Below are 26,550 nucleotides of genomic sequence, written 5' to 3' on the forward strand. Positions count from 1 at the left end.
GATGTTCGGTAAATTAAGTCTGGAGGCGATCCCGTATCACGAGCCGATAGTCATGGTGACACTTGCCATGATCGCGCTCGGTGGTATCGCTGTAGTAGGTCTGATCACCTACTTCCGCAAGTGGACCTACTTGTGGACCGAGTGGCTGACCACGGTCGACCACAAGAAAATCGGCGTGATGTACATCATCGTCGCCATGATCATGCTGCTGCGTGGCTTTGCCGACGCCATCATGATGCGGACCCAGCTGGCTGCCGCCACCGGTGGCTCCGAAGGCTACCTGCCGCCTGAACACTATGACCAGATCTTCACCGCTCACGGTGTGATCATGATCATCTTCATGGCGATGCCGTTCTTCACTGGTCTGATGAACCTTGCGGTTCCTCTGCAGATCGGTGCACGTGACGTGGCCTTCCCGTTCCTCAACTCCCTGAGCTTCTACCTGCTGCTGGCAGGCGTGCTGCTGGTCAACATCTCCCTGGGTGTTGGTGAGTTCGCCAAGACCGGCTGGGTTGCCTATCCGCCGCTTGCGGGTATTCAGTACAGTCCTGGGGTAGGTGTCGACTACTACATCTGGGCGCTACAGCTATCGGGTCTGGGGACAACGCTGACCGGCGTTAACTTCCTGGTCACCGTGATGAAAATGCGCGCTCCAGGCATGAAGCTGATGGACATGCCGATCTTCACCTGGACCTGCACCTGGGCCAACGTGCTGATCGTAGCTTCGTTCCCGATCCTGACCGCTGCACTCGCTCTGCTGACTGTTGACCGTTATCTGGACTTCCACATTTTCACCAACGAGCTTGGTGGGAACCCGATGATGTACGTCAACCTGTTCTGGGCGTGGGGTCACCCTGAGGTTTACATTCTGATTCTGCCGGCCTTCGGCGTGTTCTCGGAAGTCACCTCGACCTTCGCTGGCAAGCGTCTGTTTGGCCACCACTCGATGATCTACGCATCGGGCGCGATCGCCATCCTCGGCTTTGCCGTTTGGCTGCACCACTTCTTCACCATGGGTGCCGGCGCGAGCGTCAACACCTTCTTCGGCCTGGCGACGATGCTGATCTCCATCCCGACCGGTGTGAAGTTGTTCAACTGGCTGTTCACGATCTACCAGGGCCGTCTGCGCTTCACCGCGCCGATCATGTGGACCCTGGGCTTCATGGTTACCTTCTCGATCGGTGGTATGACTGGCGTTCTGCTGGCTGTTCCAGGTGCTGACTTCGTTCTGCACAACAGCCTGTTCGTAATTGCCCACTTCCACAACGTGATCATCGGTGGTGCGGTCTTCGGCTACATCGCTGGCTTCTCCTTCTGGTTCCCGAAAGCCTTCGGCTTCACCCTGAACGAGAAGTGGGGCAAGGCTGCCTTCTGGTTCTGGATCTCTGGCTTCTACGTTGCGTTCATGCCGCTGTACGCCCTGGGCTTCATGGGCATGACCCGTCGTCTGAACCACTCCGACAACCCGCTGTGGGAACCCTACCTGTACGTTGCCGTCGTCGGCGCCGTGCTGATCCTGTTCGGTATCGCTTGCCAGCTGATCCAGATCTACGTATCGGTTCGCGATCGCAAGCAGAACATGGACGTCACTGGCGACCCATGGGGCGGCCGTACCCTGGAATGGTCGACTTCTTCGCCACCTCCGTTCTACAACTTCGCTCACATGCCTGAGAAAGTTGGTCTGGACGCCTGGCACGAAGCCAAGGAAGCCGGTGTGGCCTACAAGCCTGCGGCCAAGTACGAAGCGATCCACATGCCGAGCAACACCTCTACCGGTTTGTTCATGGGCCTGCTGCTGACCGTCTTCGGCTTCGCCTTCATCTGGCACATCTGGTGGCTGGTAGGCGCGAGCCTGGTAGCAACTATCGCAGTCTTCGTTCGCCACGCTGCACGTGACGACCAGGGCTACATGGTTCCGGCTGAAGAAGTGGCGCGCATCGAAGGCGAGCGCATGAAAGCGCTGGCCCAAGCAGGTGCTCTGCCTGCCGGCGCACGTGTCGAATCGTTTGAACGGGTGTAATCAATGTCCAGTCAAGTAATCCACGGTGACGCTCATGGTCATGACCATGGGCACGACGATCACCACCACGACTCGGGCCAGATGACCGTACTTGGTTTCTGGCTGTACCTGATGACCGACTGCATCCTGTTTGCGTCGCTCTTCGCCACCTACGCGGTGCTGTCCGGCGGTTTCGCCGGCGGCCCGTCGGGTCACGACATCTTCCAGCTCGACTTCGTGCTGGTTGAAACCGCGTTCCTGCTGCTGTCCTCGATCACCTTCGGCTTCGCCATGCTGAAGATGTTCGATGGCAAGAAAGCCGGTGTACTGGGCTGGTTGGCTATCACCTTCCTGTTCGGTGCTGCGTTTATCGCGATGGAAATCTATGAGTTCCATCACCTGATCGCTGAAGGCTACGGCCCGCAGCGCAGTGGCTTCCTGTCGGCGTTCTTCGCGCTGGTCGGTACCCACGGTCTGCACGTGACTGCCGGTCTGATCTGGATGGCGATCATGATGTATCAGATCAACAAGCACGGCATCACGCCGACCGCCAAGACCCGCATGAGCTGCCTGAGCCTGTTCTGGCACTTCCTGGACGTGGTCTGGATCTGCGTGTTCACCGTCGTCTACCTGCTGGGGGTTCTGTAATGGCTAATGCACATGACACTCATCATGAAGGCAACCACGGCAGCGTGAAGTCGTACATGATCGGCTTCGTACTGTCGATCATCCTGACCGCGATTCCGTTCGGCCTGGTGATGTATCCGACCCTGCCGAAGAACCTGACTGTCCTGATCGTGGTGGCCATGGCCGTCATTCAGGTAGTGGTGCACCTGGTTTACTTCCTGCACATGGACCGCTCGAAAGAGCAGCGTTCCAATGTCTCGACGTTCCTGTTCACCGTTCTGGTAATTGCACTGCTGGTCGGCCTGTCGCTGTGGATCATGTTCAGCATCCACTTCGAAATGATGGCCAAGTGAGGTAAGACTGCATGTCCGTGAAGCACTTTATCCAAATCACCAAACCGGGGATCATTTTCGGTAACGTGCTTTCCGTGGCAGGCGGTTTCTTCCTTGCCGCTAAGGGGCATGTGGACTTCGCCCTGTTCCTGGCGGTGGTTGTTGGTACTTCGTTGGTGGTAGCGTCCGGTTGCGTGTTCAACAACTGCATCGACCGCGACATCGACGTGAAGATGGAACGTACCAAGAACCGCGTCATGGTTCAGGGCGGCATGTCGCTGCCCCTCGCGCTGATCTACGCCACCCTCCTGGGGGTGGCTGGCTTCAGCTTGCTGTATGTCCAGGCTAATCCGCTGTCGGCGTTCTGCGCAGCTGTAGGCTTCATCGTCTACGTCGGTTTCTACAGCCTCTGGCTGAAGCGCAAATCGGTGCACGGCACCTTGGTTGGCAGCCTGTCGGGTGCCATGCCTCCGGTGATCGGCTACTGCGCCGTGAGCAACAGCTTCGACCTGGCTGCAGTAACCCTGCTGGTGATGTTCAGCCTGTGGCAGATGCCGCACAGCTTTGCCATCGCGATCTTCCGCTTCAACGACTACGCGGCAGCCAAGATTCCGGTTCTGCCGGTGGCGCGCGGAGTCCTGGCGGCGAAGAAGCAGATCGTGCTGTATGTCCTGGCCTTTGTCCTGGCGACCCTGATGCTCACCCTCGGCGGTTACGCCGGTCTGGGTTATCTGGCCGTAGCGGCTGCCATGGGCCTGTACTGGTTGTACATGGCCTGGGGTGGTTACAAGGCTGAAGACGACAGCAAGTGGGCGCGCAAGGTATTTGGTTTCTCCATCCTCACCGTCACCGCCCTGAGCGTGATGATGTCGGTGGATAGCCAGACCGCAGCTGACGTGCTGATGACCTACGCACGCTGATAGTCGCCTGCTACACGAAAAAACCCCGGCCATGTGCCGGGGTTTTTTTTGCCTGTTTTTCCTGTACCGGCCTCTTCGCGGGCAAGCCCGCTCCCACAGGTACAGTGCAAGCTTCAAAGGCTGTGGGAATTCTGTGGGAGCGGGCTTGCCCGCGAAGAGGCCGATACCGCAAATATGGATCTAAAGTTTTCAAAAAATATGCCTGTAAAATATATAAAAAACAGGAAATTATCTTTTGCATTAATAGTGTTTCGGCATTATCTTCTGAATCAGGCCGCCACAGCGGCCAGCGTCGCTCGGACGGTTCCGGGCGCTAACGTCTCTCGAGGAAATCATGGCCGACCAAGGTTCGCCGCGCCGCTTCGCGCGCATCGATCGTCTCCCCCCGTACGTGTTCAACATCACTGCCGAACTGAAGATGGCTGCTCGCCGCCGTGGCGAGGACATCATCGACCTGAGCATGGGTAACCCCGATGGCGCCACGCCGCCGCACATCGTCGAGAAGCTGGTGCAAGTCGCCCAGCGCGAAGACACCCACGGCTATTCCACCTCCCGCGGCATCCCGCGCCTGCGTCGGGCGATTTCGCGTTGGTATCAGGAGCGCTACGAGGTCGAGATCGACCCGGAAAGCGAAGCCATCGTCACCATCGGCTCCAAAGAGGGCCTGGCGCACCTGATGCTCGCCACCCTCGATCATGGCGACACGGTACTGGTGCCCAACCCCAGCTACCCGATTCATATCTACGGCGCAGTGATCGCCGGCGCCCAGGTCCGTTCGGTGCCGCTGGTGCCTGGGGTGGATTTCTTCAACGAGCTGGAGCGGGCGATCCGCGAGTCGATCCCCAAGCCGAAGATGATGATCCTGGGCTTCCCGTCCAACCCGACCGCCCAGTGCGTCGAGTTGGATTTCTTCGAGCGCGTGGTCGCTTTGGCCAAACAGTACGATGTGCTGGTGGTGCACGACCTGGCCTACGCCGACATCGTCTATGACGGCTGGAAGGCGCCTTCGATCATGCAGGTGCCGGGGGCCAAGGACATTGCCGTGGAGTTCTTCACCCTGTCCAAAAGCTACAACATGGCAGGCTGGCGCATTGGCTTCATGGTCGGCAACCCTGAGCTGGTCAGTGCCTTGGGGCGGATCAAGAGCTACCACGACTACGGCACCTTCACCCCGCTGCAAGTCGCGGCCATCGCCGCACTGGAAGGCGACCAGCAATGCGTGCGCGACATCGCCGAGCAGTATCGGCAGCGGCGCAACTTGCTGGTCAAGGGGCTGCACGAGCTGGGCTGGATGGTCGAAAACCCCAAGGCCTCGATGTACATCTGGGCGAAGATTCCCGAGGCTTATGCGCACCTGGGCTCGCTCGAGTTCGCCAAGAAGCTGCTGGCTGAAGCCAAGGTCTGCGTGTCGCCGGGCATCGGCTTTGGTGACTACGGCGATGACCATGTGCGCTTCGCCCTGATCGAGAACCAGGACCGTATTCGCCAGGCCATTCGGGGTATCCGCCAGATGTTCCGGGCGGATGGCTTGACCCACAAGTAAGGCTTTACGTCTATCGCGGGGCAAGCCCGCTTCAACGCCAGCTTGAGCCCTGAACTGGTCTGGGATTCAACGCTGATCTGCGTGGGAGCGGGCTTGCCCCGCGATGCATTGGATGCCCCGATCAGCGGCAATGTTTTTTTACTCATCCCCTCTTCTCAGCCGCCTTTGCTTGGATTACAAATGGCGCCGCGGGCCCAGCCCCGATAACAACAATCCTTCCCCCCTGGTCATCATGTCCGAATACAACCCTTGCCTTGACTGCGGCGCTTGCTGCGGGTACTTCCGTGTGTCCTTCTTCTGGGGCGAATGCCAGTCTGCTGGCGGAGTCGTGCCCGATGACCTGGTGGTGCAGATCAACCCGACCCGGGTCGCGATGATTGGCACCGACGCCAAACCCTGCCGCTGCATCGGCCTCGAGGGTGAGATTGGCAAGCAGGTCGGCTGCACCCTCTACGCTAATCGCTCGACCCCATGCCGAGAGTTCGAAGCGTCCTGGGTCGACGGTGTGCACAACCCTAGTTGCGATGCCGCACGCGCTGCTTATGGCCTGCCACCGCTGGAAGCCAACGAGCCGCATTGGCCTGACGAGGGGGCTGAAGTCGCCTGACGGCTGAAACGTTAAAGCACACAATCGACGAACGCAGTAGAGCCACCGTTCGTCGGTTGGATCCAACGGCCTCTGGCCTGTACCCCGCGAAACACGTGCTTGAGGCACAAAGTATTAACACCATTTTATCCGCGTGATTTCCGATTGCCGCGCCGGCAGCGACTACACATTCCCTCAAAGGAAATCAGTAGTCGCCAAGGTCAGGCTATTCGACTCGTCGCGTGTTTTGGTTCCCCCGGCAGCGCAACTTGCCACACGCATTCAAGGACTGAATGGCCTGATCCACGAAGGAGCTATCCGTGGACAGAAGAGTTGCCAAGCGTTCGCCTGCACGTATTTCACAGCTGTCATTGGCCATCAGCCTGGCAGTGGGGGGCATGGCCTTTGGTTTGAGCAGTGAACAGGCGCTGGCCGCCTGCAGCGCGGCGGGGTCGTTAATCACCTGCAACGGCGCGGCCAACCCACTGGCACCGAGCTATACCAACGGCGGCAGTGGCCTTACGGTCAATGTCAACGCCGGTGCCACTTTGGGCACCTTGCTCGGCATAGGCGGGACGTCCCTGTCGCTGGCCGGCAACAACAACACCTTGAACAACTCCGGAACCATCGACCCGACGTTGCTGGGGCTGCTGAGCATCCAGTCCTCCGCCGTGCAGATCGGCAACACCGGCACCTCCAGCACCCTCACCATCAACAACAACGCCAGCGGCGTGATCAAGGGCACCGGTGCGCTGCTGGGCGCGAGCCTGCTGAACCTCACCGGCATGGCGCTGGACGCGCGTAACGGTCCTACGGGCACCACCACCATCACCAACGCCGGCAGTATCGGCTCCACGCCGCTGGCCAGCCTGACGATACTGAGCGAGGACACTCCGGTCATCGCCGTGACCGGCGGCAGCACGGTGAATTTCACCAACACCGGCACCATACTGGGCCGGGCAGCCTTCGAGGCCTCGGCGACGGGCAACACCTTCACCAACGCCGGGACCCTCACCGGCAGCCTGTCGATGGGGGCCAACAGCAGCAACCGCTTCAACGCCATCACTGGTTCGAGTGTCGGCGCGGGGCTGGGTGTCAGCCTTGCCTTGCTGGTCACCAGCAACCCCAACCTCGCATTCGCGGCGGCGGGCAAGATCGATGGCGGTGCCGGCGGCACCAACACCCTGGCACTGCAGAACGCCATCGGTGGCGGCAGCGGCACCGGCGGTAGCGGTACGATCAATGCCTCCAACTACATCAACTTCAACCGCCTGATCGTCGACAGCGGTACCTGGAGCCTGGTCGGCCAGGTACTCAATGGCACTACTCAAACCACGCTCAATGGCGGCATCCTAAGTTTCGATAACGCTGCCGCGCTGGGCAGTGGCGGCATCACCAGCAATGGCGGGACGCTGCAGGGCAGTATTGCCGGGTTGACCCTGGCCAACGCCGTGACCCTCAACGCAGGAGGCCTGACCGTCAGTGGTAGCAACGACCTGGGCTTGAGCGGCGTGCTGTCGGGCGCTGGCGCACTGACCAAGTCCGGCAGCGGCCTGCTCACCCTGGCGGGCAGCAACACCTACAGCGGCGGCACCGTGCTTAGCGCTGGCGGCCTCAACCTGACCAGCGCAGCTGGCCTTGGCAGCGGTTCATTGACGGTCAATGGCGCCGCTAGTCTGCAAGGCAGTGTGCCACTGGTGCTGAGCAATGCCGTGCAGCTCAATGCGGCACTTAGCCTGCCTTCAAGCAACGCCCTGACCTTGGGAGGCATTCTCAGCGGCACAGGCTCGCTGGTCAAAAGCGGTAGTGGCAGCCTGACCCTCAACGGGGTCAATACCTATTCTGGCGGCACGACTCTGAGTAGCGGCACGCTCACCTTGGGCAATGCCAGTGCGCTGGGCAGCGGGGCACTCACCCTGGGCGGCAATGCCAGCCTCGATACCAGCACCGCGCTGACCCTGGGCAACGCCATTGGCCTGGCCGGCAATACCCTGACGCTACCCGGTAGCAACGCTCTGACCCTTGGCGGGGTGATCAGCGGCAGCGGCGCACTGGTCAAGAATGGCGCCAGCGGTCTGACCCTCAATGGTGCCAATACCTACAGCGGTGGCACCACCATCAACGGCGGAGCCCTGACCGTAGGCAGCAACACGGCCTTGGGTACCGGCGCACTGACCCTCGGCGCCAGCACCAGCCTGGGCGCCAGCACGGCGGTCAGCTTGGCCAATGCGGTCAACCTCGGTGCCAATACCCTAAGCCTGGTTGGGACCAACGCCACTACTTTGAGTGGCGTGATCAGCGGCACCGGCGCACTGGTCAAAAGCGGCGCAGCCGACCTGACCCTCAATGGCGCCAACACCTTCAGCGGCGGTCTGACCCTAAATACTGGCAAGCTGACCGTGGGCAATAACAATGCCCTGGGCGGTGGCGCGCTGACCCTCGGCGGCAACGCCAGCCTCGATGCCAATACCGGCGTCAGCCTGGCCAACGCGGTCAACCTTGGGGCCAACACCCTGAGCCTGCTCGGCACCAGCGCGACCACCCTGGGTGGGGTGATCAGCGGTACCGGAGCACTGGTCAAGAGCGGCGCGGCCGACTTGACTCTCAACGGCGCCAATACCTTCAGTGGCGGCACCACGCTCAACACCGGCAAACTGATCGTGGGTAACAATACGGCCCTTGGCACGGGGGCGTTGACCCTCGGCGGTAACGCCAGCCTGGACGCCAACGCCACGGTCAACCTTGGCAACGCCATCAACCTTGGCGCCAATGCCCTGAGCGTGCTGGGCTCCAGTGCCACCACGCTGAGCGGAGTGATCAGCGGCACGGGCGCCCTGATCAAGAACGGCAGCGACAACCTGACCTTGGCAGGCGCTAATACCTTCAGCGGCGGCCTGACGCTCAATGCTGGCACCCTGACCCTGAACAGTGCCGCGGCCCTAGGCACTGGCGCCTTGACTGTGGGCGGCGCGGCCACGCTGGCCAACAATGCCGCCATGACGCTGAACAACGCGGTCAATCTTGGCGCCAACCTCGCAGTCAACGGCACCAACGACCTGACCCTGGCGGGCAACCTCAGTGGTACTGGCGGCCTGGTCAAGAATGGCAGCGCCAGCCTGACCCTGAGCGGTAACAACAGCCAAACTGGCGCGACTGCGCTCAATGCCGGCACGTTGATTGTCGGCAGCGCAAGCGCGCTGGGCAGCGGCGCGCTGAATGCCGCGGCTAATACCACCCTGGATTCCACCGTCGCCAACTTGAGCGTGAGCAATGCGCTGAACCTGACGGGCACTCTCAACCTCACCGGTAGCAACAACCTAACCTTGGCCGGGGTGATCGCCGGCGCTGGCGGGCTGAGCAAAAATGGCAGCACCACCTTGACCCTCAATGGAGTCAATACCTATGCAGGCGGCACTACGCTCAATGGCGGGCAACTGACCGTCGGCAATAGCGCTGCATTGGGCACCGGCGCATTGACCCTCGGTGCCAACGCCAACCTCGATGCCAGCAGCGCGGTCAGCCTGGCCAACGCCATCAACCTTGGCGCCAACACCCTCAACTTGCTCGGTACCAGCGCTACCACCCTGGGCGGGGTGATCAGTGGCACCGGTGCGCTGGTCAAGAATGGCGCGGGCGACCTGAGCTTGAACGGCAACAACACCTTCAGCGGTGGCCTGACCCTCAACGCCGGCAAGTTGATCGTGGGCAACGACAATGCCCTGGGTGGCGGTGCCCTGACCCTGGGCGGCAACGCCAGCCTGGATGCCAGCACTGCCGTCAGCTTGGCCAACGCGATCAACCTGGGCGCCAATACCCTCAACCTGCTGGGCACCAGCGCCACTACCCTCGGCGGGGTGATCAGCGGCACAGGCGCACTGCTCAAAAGCGGTGCAGCTGGCCTGACCCTGAACGGCAACAACACCTTCAGTGGCGGGCTGACGCTCAATGCCGGCACACTCACCGTAGGTAACAACAATGCCTTGGGTACGGGGGCGTTGACCTTGGGCGGCAATGCCAGCCTGGATGCCAATACCGCAGTCAACCTCGGCAATGCGGTCAATCTGGGTGCCAACACCCTGAGCGTACTGGGCAGCAATGCCACCACTCTGGGCGGAGTCATCAGCGGCAGCGGCGCGCTGGTCAAAAACGGCGCAGCCAACCTGACCCTGTCCGGCGCCAACACGTTCACTGGCGGCCTCACGCTCAATGCCGGCACGCTGACCCTGGGCAATGCCGCCGCACTGGGCACCGGTGCGTTGACGGTCGGTGGCGCGTCGACCCTGGCCAGCACTGGCGCTTTGGTGCTCTCCAACGCCGTCGCTCTCGGGGATGATCTGACAGTGGCTGGCACCAGCAACCTGACCCTGAACGGCACCCTCAGCGGTACCGGCGGCTTGATCAAGAACGGCGCCGCCAGCCTGACCTTGACCGGCAACAACAGCTACTCCGGCGACACCACCCTGAACGCCGGCAGCTTGATCGTCGGCAGTGCCAGCGCGCTGGGCAGCGGCGCATTGAACGCCGCCGCCAACACCACCCTGGACAGCTCTGTGGCTGGCTTGACCCTGGCCAATGCGCTGAACCTGGCTGGCAACCTCAACCTCACTGGCAGCAATGATCTGACCTTGGCCGGCGTCATCGCGGGCGTGGGCGGCCTGACCAAGAACGGCGCCACCACCCTGACCCTGACCGGCGCCAACACCTATACCGGTGCCACCAACCTCGTCGCCGGGCGCATCGTAGTTGGCAGCGACAGCGCCCTGGGCACTGGTGTGCTGAATGCCGCTGGCGGAACCCGCCTGGATGCCAGCACTGCGGTCAATCTGGGTAACGCGGTCAATCTGAGCGGAGCCTTGACCATCGACGGCGGCGCGGACCTCGGCCTGGCTGGCCTGGTCAGTGGCAACGGCAGCCTGATCAAGAATGGCGCCGCCAGCCTGACCCTGGGCGGGCCGAACACCTATACCGGTGGTACCGTGCTCAACGCCGGTGAACTGGTGCTAGGTACCGGTACCTCGCTGGGCAGCGGCAAACTGACCGTCGGCGGCGCCGCCAGCCTCGACAGCAGCGCCGATATCAGCGTCGGCAATGCCATCACCCTGAACGACGCGCTGACCCTGGTTGGCAGCAACGACCTGATCCTCACCGGCGTGATCGACGGCAGTGGCCAACTGATCAAGAACGGCGCCGGCTCGCTGACCCTCGATGGCCTGAACACCTATGCTGGCGGCACCTTGCTCAATGCCGGCGAACTGGTCCTGGGCAATGCCAGTGCCATCGGCACTGGTGATCTCACCGTCGGTGCTGCCGCCAGCCTGGACAACAGCGCCGCCATCAACCTGGGCAACGACATCAACCTCAATGCCGACTTGACCTTGGTGGGCAGCGACGAGCTGACCCTCGGCGGTATCGTCAGCGGGGCAGGGCAACTGATCAAGAACGGCAACACGACGTTAACGCTGGACGGCAACAACACCTACAGCGGCGGCACCACCCTCAATGCTGGCGGCGTGGTGATCGGCAATAACAATGCTTTGGGCACCGGCACCCTGACCGTGGCAGGCGCCGCCAGCCTGGACAACAGCTCAGTGGCCAACCTGGCCAATGACATCGATCTGAACGCCAACCTCAGCGTGGCGGGCAGCAATGACCTGACCCTCAGTGGCGACATCAGCGGGAATGGCGGGCTGATCAAGACCGGTTTGGCCGACCTGACCCTGAGCGGCGACAACAGCTTCAGCGGCGCTGTCGACCTGCTTGGCGGCAGCCTTACCACGATTGGTGGCGCGGCCTTGGGCAATGCCTCGTCAGTCAACGTGGGGGCTGGCGCCAGCCTCAATCTCGGCGCGAGCACCAGCGTCGGTGGCCTGACCGGCGACGGCGCAGTGAACATCGGTGCTGGCAGCGACCTGAGCGTTGGCGGCAACAACCTCGACAGTGTGTTCAATGGTGCCTTGGCGGGTAATGGCGACCTGATCAAGGAGGGCAGTGGCAGCCTCGAACTGGCTGGCGTCAACGTTATTGGCGGCAACACCACGGTCACTGGCGGCACCCTCGATGTCAGTGGCTCGCTCAGTACTGGCAGCGTTCAGGTCAATACCGGCGCCGCTCTGAGTGGCGGTGGCAGCGTCTCCGGCCCGGTCACCATCGGCAATGGCGGGCACCTGATCGCCAACAGCGGCGCTACGCTCAACACCGGCGCGCTGACCTTGAACAGCGGCTCGATCCTCGACTTTGGCCTGGCCTCACCCTCCACCGGCAACACTGCGCTGGTCAACGTCAATGGCAACCTGACCCTGGATGGCACCCTCAATGTCAGCGACATCGGCGGCTTTGGCCTGGGTGTCTACCGTCTGTTCGACTACAGCGGTGCATTGATCGACAACGTCTTGAACATCGGCACCGTGCCCGGCAGTGTCCAGCCTGGCGATCTGACCTTGCAGACCTCGATCGGCAGCCAGGTCAACCTGCTGGTGGGTGCGGCAGGTGATGTCCTGTTCTGGGACGGCGCCCAGAACATCCCCAACGGCACCATTGATGGCGGCACCGGCACCTGGAACGGCACTAACACCAACTGGACCGACGCCAACGGTGTAATCAATCAATCCTGGGCCAACACCTTCGCGGTGTTCCAGGGCAGCGCAGGCACTGTCAATGTGGTCGGTACGCGTGACACCACCGGCATGCAATTCGTCACCGATGGCTATCAGCTCAGTGGTACTGGCTCGCTCAATCTGACCAATGCCAGCAATGGTGCGACTACGATTCGCGTCGACCCCAATGTCACGGCCACAGTGAATACCTTGCTGACCGGTAGCGGCCTGCTGAGCAAGCTCGACACCGGCACTTTGGTGCTCAATGGCGCCAATACTTATACCGGTGGCACCCGTCTGGGTGGCGGCACCCTGGTGCTGGGCAGCAATAGCGCGCTCGGTACGGGCGCCCTCACAGCGGCTGCAGGCACCACGCTCGATAGCAATACGGCGCTAAATCTTGCCAATGCGGTGAGCCTGCTCGGCGCCGTGAACATTGGCGGTAGCAACGCGTTGACACTCAATGGGGTTGTCAGTGGCGCAGGCAGCCTGGTCAAGAACGGTGCCGCCAACCTCACCCTCAATGGCGTCAATACCTACGCCGGCGGCACCACGTTGAACGCCGGCACGCTGACGCTGGGCAATAGCAATGCCATGGGCAGCGGCGCATTGACCGTTTCCGGCCCCGCGACCCTGACCGGCAGCAGCGCCCTGAACTTGGCCAATGCCATTGCCCTGAACGCCAACCTGACCACCCAGGCGAGCAACAACATCACCCTGGGCGGGGTGATTGGTGGTAGCGGTGGCCTGATCAAGACCGGCGCGGGCAGCCTGACGCTCAACGGTAACAACAGCTATCAGGGCAGCACTGCACTCAACGCCGGTACCCTGGTGGTCGGCAGTAACTCAGCCCTGGGTAGCGGGGCGCTCAACACTGGTAGCGGAACCACACTGAGCAGTACAGCGGCCGTGACCCTCGGCAACCAGATCAACCTTGCCGGCAGCCTGAATATCGCCGCCGCACAGGACCTGACGCTCAATGGCAACATTGCCGGCGTTGGCGGTCTGACCAAGGCCGGCGCAGGTACCTTGGTGCTCAACGGCAGCAACATTTACCTGGGCAATACCAGCCTCACCGCCGGGAGCTTGGTGCTGGGCAGTGATACTGCGCTCGGCCTAGGCCAGCTCAATGCGGCCAATGGCACAACGCTCGATAGCAATACGGCGGTGAGCGTCGGCAACACCGTCAACGTGCTCGGCAACCTCAACGTTGCTGGCAGCAACGACCTGGCCTTGAACGGCCTGGTCAGCGGTGCTGGCAGCCTGACCAAGAACGGCGCTGGCGAACTAACCTTGGCGGGCGCCAACACCTTCAGTGGCGGCACCACCCTCAATGCCGGGACCCTGACCCTGGGCAACAATCAGGCCCTGGGCACGGGCAGCCTGACCCTCGGCGGCGACGCCAATCTTGATACGCTGGGCCCGCTGAGCGTCGCCAACCAGATCGCCCTCGGTGGTGATCTGAGCTTCATCAGCAGCAACGACCTGACCCTGTCCGGCGTGATCAGCGGTGCGGGCGGCTTGAACAAGACCGGTACTGGCAACCTGACCCTCAGTGGGAGCAACGCCTACCAGGGCACCACCACCCTGGCCGCTGGCAGCCTGACCTTGGGCAACAATGCCGCGCTCGGCACAGGCAACCTTTCGGTCACTGGCAATGGCTCGCTGCTGGCAACCGGCCCGCTGCAACTGGCCAATGCAATCGGCCTCGGCGCGGCGACCACCCTCACTGTCAATAACAGCCAGGCGCTGACCTTGGATGGCGTCATCAGCGGTGCTGGCGCTCTGAACAAACAAGGTGCAGGGCAACTGGTGCTCAATGGCAACAACAACTACAGCGGCGGCACCACGCTGCGCAATGGCAGCCTGCTGCTAGGCAACAATAACGCATTGGGCAGTGGCGCGCTGACCGTGGATGGTGCCGCCACCCTGGACAGCACCCAAGCCCTGACCCTGGCCAACGCAGTCAACCTTACCGACGGCTTCCTCACCCTGGCGGGTAATCAGGCCCTGACCCTCAACGGCGTCATCGCTGGCAGCGATGGGCTGATCAAGAACGGTGCAGCGACGCTCACCCTCAATGGCAACAACACCTACAGTGGCGGCACCGCCCTCAATGCAGGCACCTTGGTGGTCGGCAGCAACAGCGCCCTGGGCACTGGCAGCCTGAACGCTGCAGCTAACACCAGCCTTGATTCCAGCGCCGCGGTCAGCCTGGCCAATGCGCTAAACCTGGCCGGCGCGCTGACTGTGCTGGGCAGTAACGACCTGACCCTCGACGGCGTGGTCAACGGCCCAGGCAGCCTGGTCAAGAGCGGTGCTTCGACGCTGACCCTCAATGGCGCCAATAACTATCTGGGCGGCACCACGCTGAACGCTGGTGCGCTGGTGGTCGGCAATAATTCAGCACTCGGCCTGGGCGGTTTGACAGTGGCTGGCGCTTCGACCCTGAGCAGTAATGCTCCGGTCAGTCTGGGCAATAACGTTACCCTCAATGCCGGCCTGACCGTCGATGGCAGCAACGACCTGAGCCTGAACGGGGTAGTCAACGGCACCGGTGGCCTGATCAAGCAAGGCAGTGGCAACCTGACCCTGAACGGCAACAACGGTTACCAAGGTGGTACCCAACTGGCAGCCGGTACCCTGACCCTGGGCACTTCCGGCTCCCTGGGCACGGGCGATCTGAGCGTCACCGGCGATTCGACCCTCAGCAATAGCGCGGCCATGGTCTTGGGCAACGACATAACCCTGGGCAATGGCGCCGAGCTGACCCTGGAGACTGGCAGTGCGTTGACCCTCAGCGGCGATATCGCCGGCACCGGCAACCTGGTCAAGACCGGGGTTGACGATGTCACCCTGGTCGGTACCAAGACCTTTACCGGTGACCTGGACATCCAGGCCGGATCGGTGACTACCCTGGGCAGTGGCGTGCTGGCCAATGTCGACAATCTCAACATCGGCGCGACCGGCCAACTGAACCTCAATGGCGATGCCAGCCTCGGTAGCCTGACCGGCTCGGGCGTGGCCGACATCGGTATCGGCAGTACCCTGAGCCTGGGCAGCAACAACACCAGCAGCACCTTCGCCGGCGCCCTGAGTGGCGCGGGCAACCTGGACAAACTCGGTACTGGCACCCTGACCCTGACCGGTACCAGCAACCTGGGCGGCAGCACTCAGGTCAGCGCAGGTACCTTGCAAGTCGATGGCAGCCTCAACAGTTCAGCGCTCACTGTCGCCAATGGGGCCAGCCTGAGCGGCTCAGGCACTGTCGCAGGTCCTGTGACTATCGCCAACGGCGGCCATCTGGTCGGCCAGAGTGGCAGCACCCTGGGCCTGGGTTCACTGGTGCTCAACGGCAGCTCGATCATCGACATTGGCCTGGCTTCGCCGCTCACCGGTGGCACTGCATTGTTCGATGTCGGCGGCAACCTGACGCTCGACGGTACCCTCAATGTCAGCAACATCGGAGGCATGGGCAATGGTATCTACCGGATCTTCGACTACGCCGGTGGCCTCACTGACAACGGCCTGGTCTACGGCAGCTTGCCCAGTGGGGTGACCAGCGCCGATCTGACCCTGCAAACCGCCCTGGCCAACCAGGTCAACCTGCTGGTCAGTTCACCGAACCTGGTCATCCAGTTCTGGGACGGCAGCCAGAGCATTGCCAACGGCCTGGTCGATGGTGGCAGCGGCGTGTGGAACAGCGCCGGAACCAACTGGACCGATATCAACGGCCTCGTCAACAGCGCCTGGGGTGGCACCTTCGCGGTGTTCCAGGCACCCGGTGGCGATGTCACCGTGCAAGGCAGCCAGACCGTCAACGGCATGCAATTCGTCGACAATGGCTATCGCCTGCTGGCCGGCACTGGCGGCGCACTCAACCTGATCAACGGCAGCAGCGGCGACACCTCAGTGCGGGTCGATCCCGGCGTGACCGCGACCCTCGACCTGCCACTCAACGGCAGCGGCATGTTGAACAAGCTCGACAGCGGCATTCTGGTGCTCAACGGCAACAACAGCTACAGCGGCGGCACCACCTTGAGTGGCGGCACTATTGTGGTCGGTAGCAACACTGCCCTGGGTAGTGGAGTGCTTGCAGCAAACGCCGGCACCACCCTGGACAGCAACAAGACCGTGGCCTTGGCCAACGACATCAGCGTGGCCGGCCCGTTGAACCTCAGCGGCAACAACAACCTTGCCCTGGATGGCGACATCAGTGGCAACGGAGGTTTGGTCAAGTTCGGTAGCAGCACCCTGCGTCTGGGTGGCAATAACAGCTACCTGGGCAACACTGCGCTCAATGCCGGCCAGTTGCTGTTGGCGTCCGACACTGCCCTGGGCAATGGCACACTGAACGCCGCAGGTGGCACGCAACTGGACAGCAGTCAGGCCGTCAGCCTGGGCAACAACGTCAATCTCGCCGGTGAGCTGCAGGTGCTGGGCAGCAATGACCTGACCCTCACTGGCATCGTCGCCGGTAGCGGCAGCCTGCTCAAGTCGGGCAACGCCCGCCTGACGCTGCTCGGCGCCAACACCTACAGCGGCGGTACCGAGCTGCAGGATGGCACCTTGGTCTTGGGCAACAACAGTGCCCTGGGTAGCGGCAGCCTCAACGTCACTGGCAGCGCCGCGCTGGATACCAATAGCCCGGTCACTATTGCCAACGCGTTGAACGTTACGGGAACAGTCGATGTGCTGGGCAGCAGCGACCTGCACCTTGCTGGGGTGCTCGGCGGCAATGGCGTACTCAATAAAAACGGCCTGGCCGACCTGACCCTGAGCGGCAACAACACCTTCAACGGCATCCTCAACATCCTCTCGGGTAGCCTCAGCACCCTCGGCACCACCGCCCTCGGCACCCAGAGCGAGCTCAACGTCAGCAGTGGCGCCACCCTCAACCTGGATGGCAACACCACCCTGGGCGACATCGGCGGCAACGGCGTCATCGACATCGCCGCTGGCAACAGCCTGAGCGTGACTGGCGGGGTCTTCGACGGGGCTATCACCGGTGCCGGGACCCTCGCCAAGGTCAGCGCCGGTACCCTGGCGCTCAACGGCGTCAGCAGCCTGACTGGCGCCACCAACGTCAACGGCGGCACCCTGACTGTCGACGGCAGCCTGGCCAGCGCCAACGTGGCGGTCAACAACGGCGCCACCCTGGGCGGCGGCGGTACTCTGAGCGGCGCAGTGACCTTGGCGGATGGCGCCAGCCTGGCGGTCAACAGCGGCTCGACCTTGAGCGTCGGCGCGTTGAACATGGGGGCCAACTCGATCCTTGATGCCGGCCTCGGCGCGCCACTGGGCGGCGCGGCGCTGATCGACGTCGCTGGCAACCTGACCCTCGACGGCACCCTCGATATCACTGACCTGGGCGGCTTCGGCTCCGGCGTCTACAGCCTCATCGACTATGGTGGGACCCTGCAGAACAACGGCCTGACCATTGGCACTACGCCGGTTCCGGCGAGCGAAGTGACCGTGCAGACCAGCGTCGCCAACGAGGTCAACCTGGTGGTCGGTGGTAGCAGCAACCTGCTGTTCTGGGACGGTAGCCAGACAGCCGCCAACGGCCAGATCGACGGTGGCAGCGGTACGTGGGACAGCACCACGACTAACTGGACCGACGCCAACGCCACCGTCAACAGCACCTGGAACAACACCTTCGCCATCTTCCAGGGCGCAGCGGGCACCGTCACCGTCAATGGCAGTCAGTCGATCAGCGGCCTGCAGTTCGTCACCGACGGCTATGTGCTCGATGCTGGCACCGCTGGCGAGCTGATCGCCGCCAACGGTGGTAGCGGCCAGACCAACGTGCGCGTCGATAGTGGCGTCAGCGCCACCCTCAACGTCGCCATCAACGGCACCGGCAAGCTGGCCAAGCTCGACAACGGCACCCTGGTGCTCAACGCAGCCAACGGCTACAGCGGCGGTACCGCACTGAATGGCGGCACCTTGGTGGTGGGTAACGATAGCGCCCTGGGCAGTGGCACCCTGACCGCCGCCGCAGGCACCACCCTGGACAGCAACAAGGCCGTCACCCTGGCCAACACCAGCGTGCTCAATGGTGCTCTGGCCATCGCCGGCAGCAACGCGCTGACCCTCAACGGTGCGATCAGCGGCGCCGGTGGCCTGATCAAGAATGGCGCCAGCCAGCTCACCCTGGGCGGCAGCAACAGCTACACCGGTGGCACCCAGATCAACGCCGGCAGCGTGGTCGGCAACAGCAGCAGCCTGCAAGGTGCGATCCTCAACAACGCTGCCCTGACCTTCGAGCAGAACGCCAATGGCAGCTACACCGGCAACCTCACCGGCAGCGGTACGCTGACCAAGAACGGCACTGGCGAACTGCTGCTGACCGGCACCAACGGCCTGACCGGCAACACCCAGGTCAATAGCGGCAGCCTCTTGGTCAACGGTCGCCTCGACAGCGCCAACGTGGTGGTTGCAGGCGGCGCCAACCTGGGTGGCAGCGGTACCCTGGCGGGCGCGGTGCAGGTACAAGACGGCGCCGCGCTCAGCGCTGGCGCTGGCAGCACCGCGCTGTCGGTCGGCAGCCTCGCGCTGTCGTCGGGTAGCGCCTTGAACCTTGACCTTGGCGCACCAACGGCGTCCACCACCGCGGTCAAGGTCGCGGGCAACCTGACCCTCGACGGCACCCTCAACATCACCGATGCCGGTGGCTTTGGGACCGGCGTCTATCAACTGTTCAGCTATGGCGGCACGCTGACCAACAACGGCCTGGTATTCGGCGCCATCCCCGGCAGCGTGGCCCTGGCTGACCTGACCCTGCAGACCGCGATCGCCAACCAGATCAACCTGGTGGTGGGCGGCGACGATGGCTCGCTGTTGTTCTGGAACGGCAGCAAGACCAGCGCCGATGGCACCATCACCGGTGGCAGCGGCACCTGGGGTAGCGGCACTAACTGGACCAACGCCGCCGGGACCAGCAGCGACACCTGGGCCGATCAGTTCGCCGTGTTCGGGGGCCAGGCGGGCACTGTCACGGTGGTCGGCAACCAAGGCTTCACTGGCCTGCAGTTTCTCACTGACGGCTACCAAGTGGTGCCTGGCACAGGTGGCAGCCTGACCCCGGTCAACGGCGCCGATGGCAGCCTGGCCGCAGTGCGGGTCAACGCTGGCGCCACCACCCTGATCAGCGCTGCACTGACCGGTAGCGGCGGCATCGAGAAGCTCGATTCCGGCACCCTGGTGCTGGCGGGCGCCAACACCTACAGCGGTGGCACCACAGTCAGCGGCGGTACCCTGGTGGGTAACACCAGCAGCTTGCAAGGCAACATCCTCAACAACGCCAGCCTGGTCTTCCAGCAGGCGGCCAACGGCACCTACGCAGGCGCTCTCAGCGGCACCGGCACCACCACCAAGACTGGCGCTGGCACCTTGTTGCTGACGGGCGACAACCCGTTCAGCGGCGCCTTCAACGTCAACCAGGGCGTGCTGCAGGTCGGCAACGCCGCCAACCCCAATGCCAGCCTCGATGCGCAAGTTACCGTGGGCAGCGGCGCCGGCCTGACCGGTAACGGCACCCTCGCCAGCCTGACCAACCACGGTACCGTGTTGCCAGGCAGCGATGGCAACCTGAGCGTCACTGGTGATTTCACCAACGCCGCCGACGGCACCTTGGTAGTGGCCCTCGACCAGCCAACCGTGAGTGCCTTGAACGTCGGCGGTACCGCCAACCTGGGTGGTAGCTTGCAAGTCACCAGCCTGGCCGACGGTAACGGTCAGTACACGGTGGTCACTGCTGACGACGGCGTGGAGGGCACCTTCGCCACCACCAACCTGAGCAACAGCGCGTTCATCGACAGCGATATCGATTATGGCGACAACGACGTCACCATTACTGTCAGCCGCAACGACAACGATTTCGCCGACGTCGCAGCTACCCGCAACCAGCACGCGGTGGCCAGTGCTCTGGACACCACGGCGGCACCAACGGCGCTGCAGAACACCATCCTGACCATGGATCAGCAGCAGGCCCGCGCAGCCTTCGATAGCCTCTCCGGCGAGATCCACGCCAGTACCGCTACGGTGCTGATCGAGGATTCGCGTTACATCCGCGAGGCCGTCAACGACCGCATGCGCCAGGCCGACTGCACTGCGCAGAACGACCCACGGCGTACCCTGGCGCCGACCGCCAACCAGCAAATGAGCAGCGAGGGTTGCCAAGGTCAGGCCGTGGGTTGGATGCGCGCCCTCGGTGGCTGGGGTGATTACGATGGCAATAGCAACCACGCCAGTGTCGACCGCGAGCTGTCGGGCTTCATTCTCGGCGTTGACCGCGCGCTGGATGACCAGTGGAAAGTCGGTGTCGCCGCCGGTTACACCCGCACCAGCATCGACGCCAGTCGGCGCAACTCGGATGCTTCTGTCGACAGCTACCACCTGGCAACCTACCTCAACTACCAGCTCGACGCCTTCGCCGCGCGACTGGGTGCCGGTTACAGCTGGCATGACATCGACACCAAGCGTGATGTCCAGGTGGGCGCCTACGACGACCGTCTGAAGTCCAGTTACAAGGCGCGCAGTGCCCAGGTGTTTGGTGAAGTGGGCTACGCCTTCGATGTTGGCGGTGTCGCCCTGGAGCCTTTCGCAGGCCTGGCATACGTCAATTACGACAGCGACACCGGGCGTGAGAAAGGTGGGGTAGGGCGGCTTGAAGCCAGTGTCGATCAGGACGTGACCTTCTCCACCGTAGGCGTGCGTGCGGGTAAACGCATCACCCTCGACAACGGCAGTGAGGTCACCCCACGGCTGTCGGTCGGCTGGCGGCACGCCTTCGGCGACACCAAGCCGGATGCCGACATGAACTTCGTTCAGGGCGGTGCGGGCTTTAGCGTCGAAGGGGTGCCGATTGCCCGCGATGCCGCGGTGGTCGAGGCTGGGATCGACTACTCGGTGGGCCAGAGCGGCAAGCTTGGCTTGGGTTACTCGGGGCAGCTCTCCAGCGAAAACCGCGACCATGGTGTGGTGCTGAGTTTCAGCATGGGCTTCTGATTGTTTTGCTGCACTGGCCTCGGGGCCGCTCTGCGGCCCTTCGCGGGCAAGCCCGCTCCCACAGGACTGGCTGCGCTGCTGATCCTGTAGGAGCGGGCTTGCCCCGCGATGAGGCCGGTACTGCTGCAGAAAAAACCAGGCTGCCCAGCACCCCCTCAGTAACGCTAGACTGTGTCCTTTCCAGCAATGGACAGGAGGTCCGGCGTGACCCAACCCCGCAGTTTCCCCAGTGACCTGTGCCTTGAAAGCCCGCGCCTGCAACTGCGCCCCATGCGCCATGCAGACGCTGCGCAGTGGCTGGCGATCATGGCCGATCCGCAGGTCATGCGTTACTGGCACCACGCACCCTGGCAAAACCTCGCCGAGGCCGAAAGCGCACTGGCCGCCGACCGCCAAGCCTACGCCAATGGCGAGCTGCTCAAACTGGGCATGTACCGCCGCGACAACGGCGAGCTGATCGGCATGGTCCAGCTGTTCAACATCGATGATATTTCCCGCCGCGGCGAGATCGGCTACTGCCTGGCCAGTAGCGTGCAGGGCCGTGGCTACATGGACGAAGCCCTGACCTGCTTCATCGACTACCTCGCCCACACCCTGCACATGCGCCGCCTGGAAGGCGAGATCGACCCGCGTAACCAAGGCTCGGCGCGCACCCTGGAGCGCCAGGGCTTCGTCCTTGAAGGCACCCTGCGCGCGCGCTGGTGCGTGGCGGGCGAGCTGTCCGACTCAGGGCTCTACGGGCTGTTGCTGGAACCGCCTGTTGCATAGCAGCGCAGCGAATAGCTACTATCCGGGAACAATTCTCAGTTAGATCCCGGTGGCCCATGTCCGCAGCCGATTCGCCAAGCCCGTATCCGTTAGAGGTGCTGTACAGCGAGCATCACGGCTGGCTGTTCAATTGGCTGCGGCGCAAGCTGCGCTGCTCGCACAGCGCTGCCGACCTGGTGCAGGACACCTTCGTGCGCATCCTCGCTTCCCGCGATGCCTTGCTCGGCATGCGCGAGCCGCGCGCCTACCTCAGTACCACCGCGCGTCGGCTGCTGATCGACAAGGCGCGGCGCCAGCAGATCGAGGATGCCTACCTGGCTGAGTTGGCGCTGACGGCCCAGGTGCTGGATGGGCACCAGTCACCTGAGCGCATTCTGCTCACCCTCGAGGCACTGGAGCAGATCGCCTTTCTGCTCGAAGGCCTGCACCCCAAGGCGCGCCAGGCTTTTGTCGATTATTACCTCGACGAACTGAGCCAGACGCAGATCGCCGAGCGCCTGCAAATCTCCTCGCGCATGGTGCGCAAGTACCTTGCCCAGGCCTTGGTGCATTGCCACCAGGCGCTGGATTACGACGCGCCATGAGCGTGCCATCGATCGAGGAACAGGCCGCCGAGTGGGTGCTGCGCCTGGGCGAAGGGGGGCTCGATGCCGACGAGCAAGGCGAGTTCGACGCCTGGCTGCTGGCCGATCCGCGTCATCAAGCCACCTTGCTGCGCATGCAAGGGGTGATCCGCCAGATCCAAGGTTTGCGCAGCCAACGTGGCCCGGCCACCGCAGCCTTGGGCACAGCGGCGGTGCCTGCGCGCAGCACGCCGCTGGCCCGGCGCGCCCTGCTCAGCCTGGCCTTGGCTGGCGCGCTGCTGGGCAGCCTGCCGCTGGCAGGGATCGAGCCGCGCGACTGGCTGGCGGATCTGCACACGGCGCCTGGCCAGTGGCGCACGGTGCCGCTCGAAGACGGCTCGCAACTGACCCTGGCCGGTCACTCGGCGGTGGATGTGCAGTTCACTGCGGGCGAACGGCGTATTCGCCTGTTGCGTGGCCAGTTGCTGGTCGACGTTGCCCACGATCCTGGAAGACCGTTCCTGGTGCACACCGACGACGGCAGTTTCCGTGCGCTTGGCACCCGTTTCGTGGTCGCCGCGGGCCAGCAGCGTAGCGAGCTGACCATGCTCGAATCACGGGTCGAGGTGCGCAGCGCCGATGCCCCCGCTCTGTTGCTCGTCGAGCGCGGCGAACGTGCCTGGGTTGCGCGTGATGCCCTGGGGCCGTTACCGGCCATCGATCCAAGCCGGGTGGAGCAGGCCTGGCAGCGCCATCAGCTGGTCGCCGATGGCGCGCCGCTCGATCAGGTGCTCGATGCCCTGGCCGCCCAGCGCCGAGGCGTGCTGCGCTTCGATCGCCAGGCCCTGCGTGGGATCAAGGTGTCCGCTGTACTGCCCCTGGATGACAGCCAGCGTGCCTTGCAACTGCTGGCCGAAGCCTTGCCGATTCGCATCGGTGGTTTAGGCCGCTGGTGGACCACGGTCGAGCGCCTGCCGCAAACAAAGTGATCCTGTTGGTTCCGCTTCTGCGAAGTGGCCCGTCATTGAAGAGGCCAACCGATAAAGAAAGGAGCCACACCACCATGCGCCGACTCTCTGGCCGCCCTGTCCTCACTCCGCTCACGCTGTGCCTGCGTCTGGCCTGCGCCGGGCTGATCCTGCCTGTCGTGGCCATGCCGGCTGTGGCCGAGGATGAGCAACGGCTGCACTTCGATGTGCGCGCTGGCAGCCTGGCCGCAGCGCTCGGCCAGTTCGCCCAGCAGGCGGGAGTGGCCCTGGCCTTTGAGCCCGATGAGTTGGGCGCGCGGCAGACGGCTGGCCTGCAGGGGCTGTATTCGGTCGACAGCGGCTTTGCCGTGCTGCTGGCTGGCAGTGGTTATCGCAGCCAGCGCAGCGCCAACGGCTACCGCTTGGTGCAGGAACCGCAAGCGGCCGTGGACGCCGCGGTGATGGAGCTTGGCGTGACCACCGTGGCCGGGCAGGGTATGGGCGAGAGCACTGAGAACACCGGATCCTACGCCCCGGGCTTGATCAGTGTCGGCTCCAAGACCCCCACCAGCCTGCGCCAGACCCCGCAGTCCGTGTCGGTGGTGACCCGCCAGTTGATCGAAGATCAGCAGATGACCGACATCAACCAGGCCATGAAGGCCACGCCAGGGATCATCACCCAGAGCACCACCGTGCGCACCCAGGACTTCATCTCGCGCGGCTTTTCCATTCAGAACCTGCAGATCGACGGCGCTGCGCCTCAGTCATTAGGCACCTCGATGGGTTCGTTCTATTCATCGAACATTTTCGATCTGGCCGAGTTCGACCACGTCGAGGTGTTGCGCGGCTCGGCGGCGCTGTTCGGCGGCACCGGCGATCCGGGAGGGATCATCAACCTGGTGCGCAAGCGCCCGACCGCCTACAACCAGCTCAAGCTGAGCCTTTCGGCTGGCAGCTGGGACAACTATCGCCAAGAGATCGACTTGTCCGGCCCGCTCGGCTGGGACGGTCGCCTGCGCGGGCGGCTGGTGATGGCCAACACTGATCGACAGTACTTCATCGACAACCGCAGCAGCGAAAAGCCGCTGGTCTATGGCGTACTCGAAGCCGATATCAGCGACGACACCCTGCTGACGTTCGGTGCGCGCTACAGCAAGGCCCATGAAACTGGCACGCAGAGCTCGGTGCCGCGCTACAGCAACGGTGCTGACCTGGGCTTGCCACGCCACACCGGCCTGACCCAGAACTGGTCGTATATCGATGTCAGCGCGCGGGAATACTTCGCCAAGGTCGACCACCGTTTCAACGATGACTGGAAACTCAACCTCAGCTACACCAACACCTGGGACCTGGGCCTGTTCAAGACCGCCTCGACCTTGGGTACGGTCGATCCGGTTACCGGCACAGGGGTTACCTGGTACGGCACCCTCAGTCGGCAGGAGAACGAACAGCATCTGTATGACGCCAACCTGTCCGGGCATTTCCAGGCCTTTGGCCTTGACCACGAGTTGGTCGTCGGCGCCGATTATCAGCGCATCGACAGCCGCTGGCTCGGCACCCGACCGCATGCTGACGCCGGTACGCCGGTGGACGTGTTCGATCCCGATGCGACGCCATTCCCCAATCAGTCCAGCGAGCGCAACTATGCCCGCGACTACAGCCCCAACTCACAGCGCCAATATGGCCTGTATGCCAGCTTGCGCTTGCAGTTGGCCGAGCCGCTGCACCTGATCGTCGGTGCCCGGGCCCAGCGTTATCATTTCTGGCAGACCTACCGCAATTCACTGCAAGGCCCGTGGATAACCGCCTCGAACCCCGATCAGCGGATCGGCACCAAACTCACTCCGTTTGGTGGTTTGGTGTATGACCTGGACGAGCAGTGGTCGGCTTATGCCAGCTATTCGCAAATCTACAAGCCGCAGTCGAACAAACTCGCCGGCCCCGAAAACACCAACAACATCCTCGAGCCGATGACCGGCAAGACCTACGAGACCGGGCTCAAGGGCGAGTTGTTCGATGGCGCGCTCAATACCAACCTGGCGCTTTACTACACCACGCGGGAAAACGAAGCGGTCGCCGACCCTGCGTACCAGCAGAACATGGTCGCGTTTTCCGGCAGCTGCTGCTGGCTGCCCAACGGCAAGGTGCAGAGCAAGGGCGTCGATGTCGAGGTGTCCGGCGAGCTGCTGCCAGACTGGATGCTGATCGGCGGCTACACCTTCAACCTCAATCGCAACCGTAGTGCCGACAGCCCGCTGAGCACGGTCATGCCCAAGCACCTGTTCAAGCTCTACACCACCTACCGACTGCCGGGCATCTTCAACGACTTCAAGGTCGGTGGCGGGGTGCAGGTGCAGAGCGCGACCTATGTCAGCGGCGAGGCGGTGCACAACGGTGTCACGGCGCCGTTCGATTACACCCAGAGCGGTTATGCCACCTGGAGCGCTCTGGCCGAGTACCGGATCGACGAGCATTGGGACCTGACCCTCAACGGCAACAACCTGTTCGACAAGAAGTACTACGAGACCGTCGGGACTTCGAGCTATGGCAACTACTACGGCGAGCCGCGCAATTTCATGGTGACCCTGCGCGGCAGTTACTGAGTGGTTTGAGCCAGGCACAGCGCTGGGGTATGGTCG

General features: G+C 63.2%; 11 protein-coding genes. All 11 read left to right on the forward strand.

The features are described 5' to 3' along the window. Position 1: 1 nt before the first annotated feature. The 11 genes from cyoB to ACI2JX_RS15110 all read left to right on the forward strand — a co-directional run bounded on the left by cyoB (position 2) and on the right by ACI2JX_RS15110 (position 26,514). Positions 2 to 2,020 carry a cytochrome o ubiquinol oxidase subunit I gene (gene cyoB / locus ACI2JX_RS15060; RefSeq protein WP_186554122.1) on the forward strand — a complete coding sequence of 673 codons (2,019 nt, stop codon included), beginning with the start codon at positions 2 to 4 and terminating at the stop codon, positions 2,018 to 2,020. A 3-nt stretch (positions 2,021 to 2,023) separates the two neighbouring features. Further along, the gene (gene cyoC, locus ACI2JX_RS15065; protein ID WP_186554121.1) at positions 2,024 to 2,647 is read left to right on the forward strand and encodes a cytochrome o ubiquinol oxidase subunit III; all 624 of its coding nucleotides are present in this window, start codon (positions 2,024 to 2,026) and stop codon (positions 2,645 to 2,647) included. Continuing rightward, positions 2,647 to 2,979 (forward strand): cytochrome o ubiquinol oxidase subunit IV, encoded by a 333-nt coding sequence (gene cyoD / locus ACI2JX_RS15070; RefSeq protein ID WP_186554120.1) that lies wholly within the window; start codon positions 2,647 to 2,649, stop codon positions 2,977 to 2,979. The genes cyoC and cyoD overlap by 1 nt, the downstream gene beginning before the upstream one ends. 11 nt (positions 2,980 to 2,990) lie before the next feature. Continuing rightward, positions 2,991 to 3,878 (forward strand): heme o synthase, encoded by an 888-nt coding sequence (gene cyoE / locus ACI2JX_RS15075; RefSeq protein ID WP_312152488.1) that lies wholly within the window; start codon positions 2,991 to 2,993, stop codon positions 3,876 to 3,878. A 334-nt stretch (positions 3,879 to 4,212) separates the two neighbouring features. Next, entirely contained in the window at positions 4,213 to 5,421 is a 1,209-nt protein-coding gene (alaC, locus tag ACI2JX_RS15080) for an alanine transaminase (RefSeq protein WP_186554118.1), read from the forward strand. Between the two features lie 232 nt (positions 5,422 to 5,653). Continuing rightward, complete coding sequence (locus tag ACI2JX_RS15085; protein WP_186554117.1) at positions 5,654 to 6,028, forward strand: YkgJ family cysteine cluster protein; 375 nt, start codon at positions 5,654 to 5,656, stop codon at positions 6,026 to 6,028. Between the two features lie 299 nt (positions 6,029 to 6,327). After that, the gene (locus ACI2JX_RS15090; RefSeq protein WP_404690383.1) at positions 6,328 to 21,612 is read left to right on the forward strand and encodes an autotransporter-associated beta strand repeat-containing protein; all 15,285 of its coding nucleotides are present in this window, start codon (positions 6,328 to 6,330) and stop codon (positions 21,610 to 21,612) included. Positions 21,613 to 21,816: 204 nt separating this feature from the next. Beyond that, positions 21,817 to 22,380 (forward strand): GNAT family N-acetyltransferase, encoded by a 564-nt coding sequence (locus ACI2JX_RS15095; protein ID WP_186554116.1) that lies wholly within the window; start codon positions 21,817 to 21,819, stop codon positions 22,378 to 22,380. 56 nt (positions 22,381 to 22,436) lie between these two features. Continuing rightward, a complete protein-coding gene (locus ACI2JX_RS15100) occupies positions 22,437 to 22,964 on the forward strand; it encodes a sigma-70 family RNA polymerase sigma factor (protein WP_404690384.1) in 528 nt (175 codons plus the stop codon). Continuing rightward, a complete protein-coding gene (locus ACI2JX_RS15105) occupies positions 22,961 to 23,932 on the forward strand; it encodes a FecR family protein (protein ID WP_404690385.1) in 972 nt (323 codons plus the stop codon). Before ACI2JX_RS15100 ends, ACI2JX_RS15105 begins: the two co-directional genes overlap by 4 nt. A gap of 74 nt (positions 23,933 to 24,006) precedes the next feature. Then, positions 24,007 to 26,514, forward strand: coding sequence for a TonB-dependent siderophore receptor (locus ACI2JX_RS15110; protein ID WP_404690386.1), 2,508 nt, complete (start codon positions 24,007 to 24,009; stop codon positions 26,512 to 26,514). Positions 26,515 to 26,550 lie beyond the last annotated feature (36 nt).

Source organism: Pseudomonas sp. NPDC088890 (assembly GCF_044900155.1).
Lineage (GTDB): Bacteria > Pseudomonadota > Gammaproteobacteria > Pseudomonadales > Pseudomonadaceae > Aquipseudomonas > Aquipseudomonas urmiensis.

Bases quoted from the DNA above. Each gene is read 5' to 3' on its own strand.
- ACI2JX_RS15100 (WP_404690384.1), top strand. From the start codon at position 22,437: ATGTCCGCAGCCGATTCGCCAAGCCCGTATCCGTTAGAGGTGCTGTAC.
- cyoD (WP_186554120.1), top strand. From the start codon at position 2,647: ATGGCTAATGCACATGACACTCATCATGAAGGCAACCACGGCAGCGTG.
- alaC (WP_186554118.1), top strand. From the start codon at position 4,213: ATGGCCGACCAAGGTTCGCCGCGCCGCTTCGCGCGCATCGATCGTCTC.
- cyoB (WP_186554122.1), top strand. From the start codon at position 2: ATGTTCGGTAAATTAAGTCTGGAGGCGATCCCGTATCACGAGCCGATA.
- ACI2JX_RS15085 (WP_186554117.1), top strand. From the start codon at position 5,654: ATGTCCGAATACAACCCTTGCCTTGACTGCGGCGCTTGCTGCGGGTAC.
- ACI2JX_RS15105 (WP_404690385.1), top strand. From the start codon at position 22,961: ATGAGCGTGCCATCGATCGAGGAACAGGCCGCCGAGTGGGTGCTGCGC.
- cyoC (WP_186554121.1), top strand. From the start codon at position 2,024: ATGTCCAGTCAAGTAATCCACGGTGACGCTCATGGTCATGACCATGGG.
- cyoE (WP_312152488.1), top strand. From the start codon at position 2,991: ATGTCCGTGAAGCACTTTATCCAAATCACCAAACCGGGGATCATTTTC.
- ACI2JX_RS15110 (WP_404690386.1), top strand. From the start codon at position 24,007: ATGCGCCGACTCTCTGGCCGCCCTGTCCTCACTCCGCTCACGCTGTGC.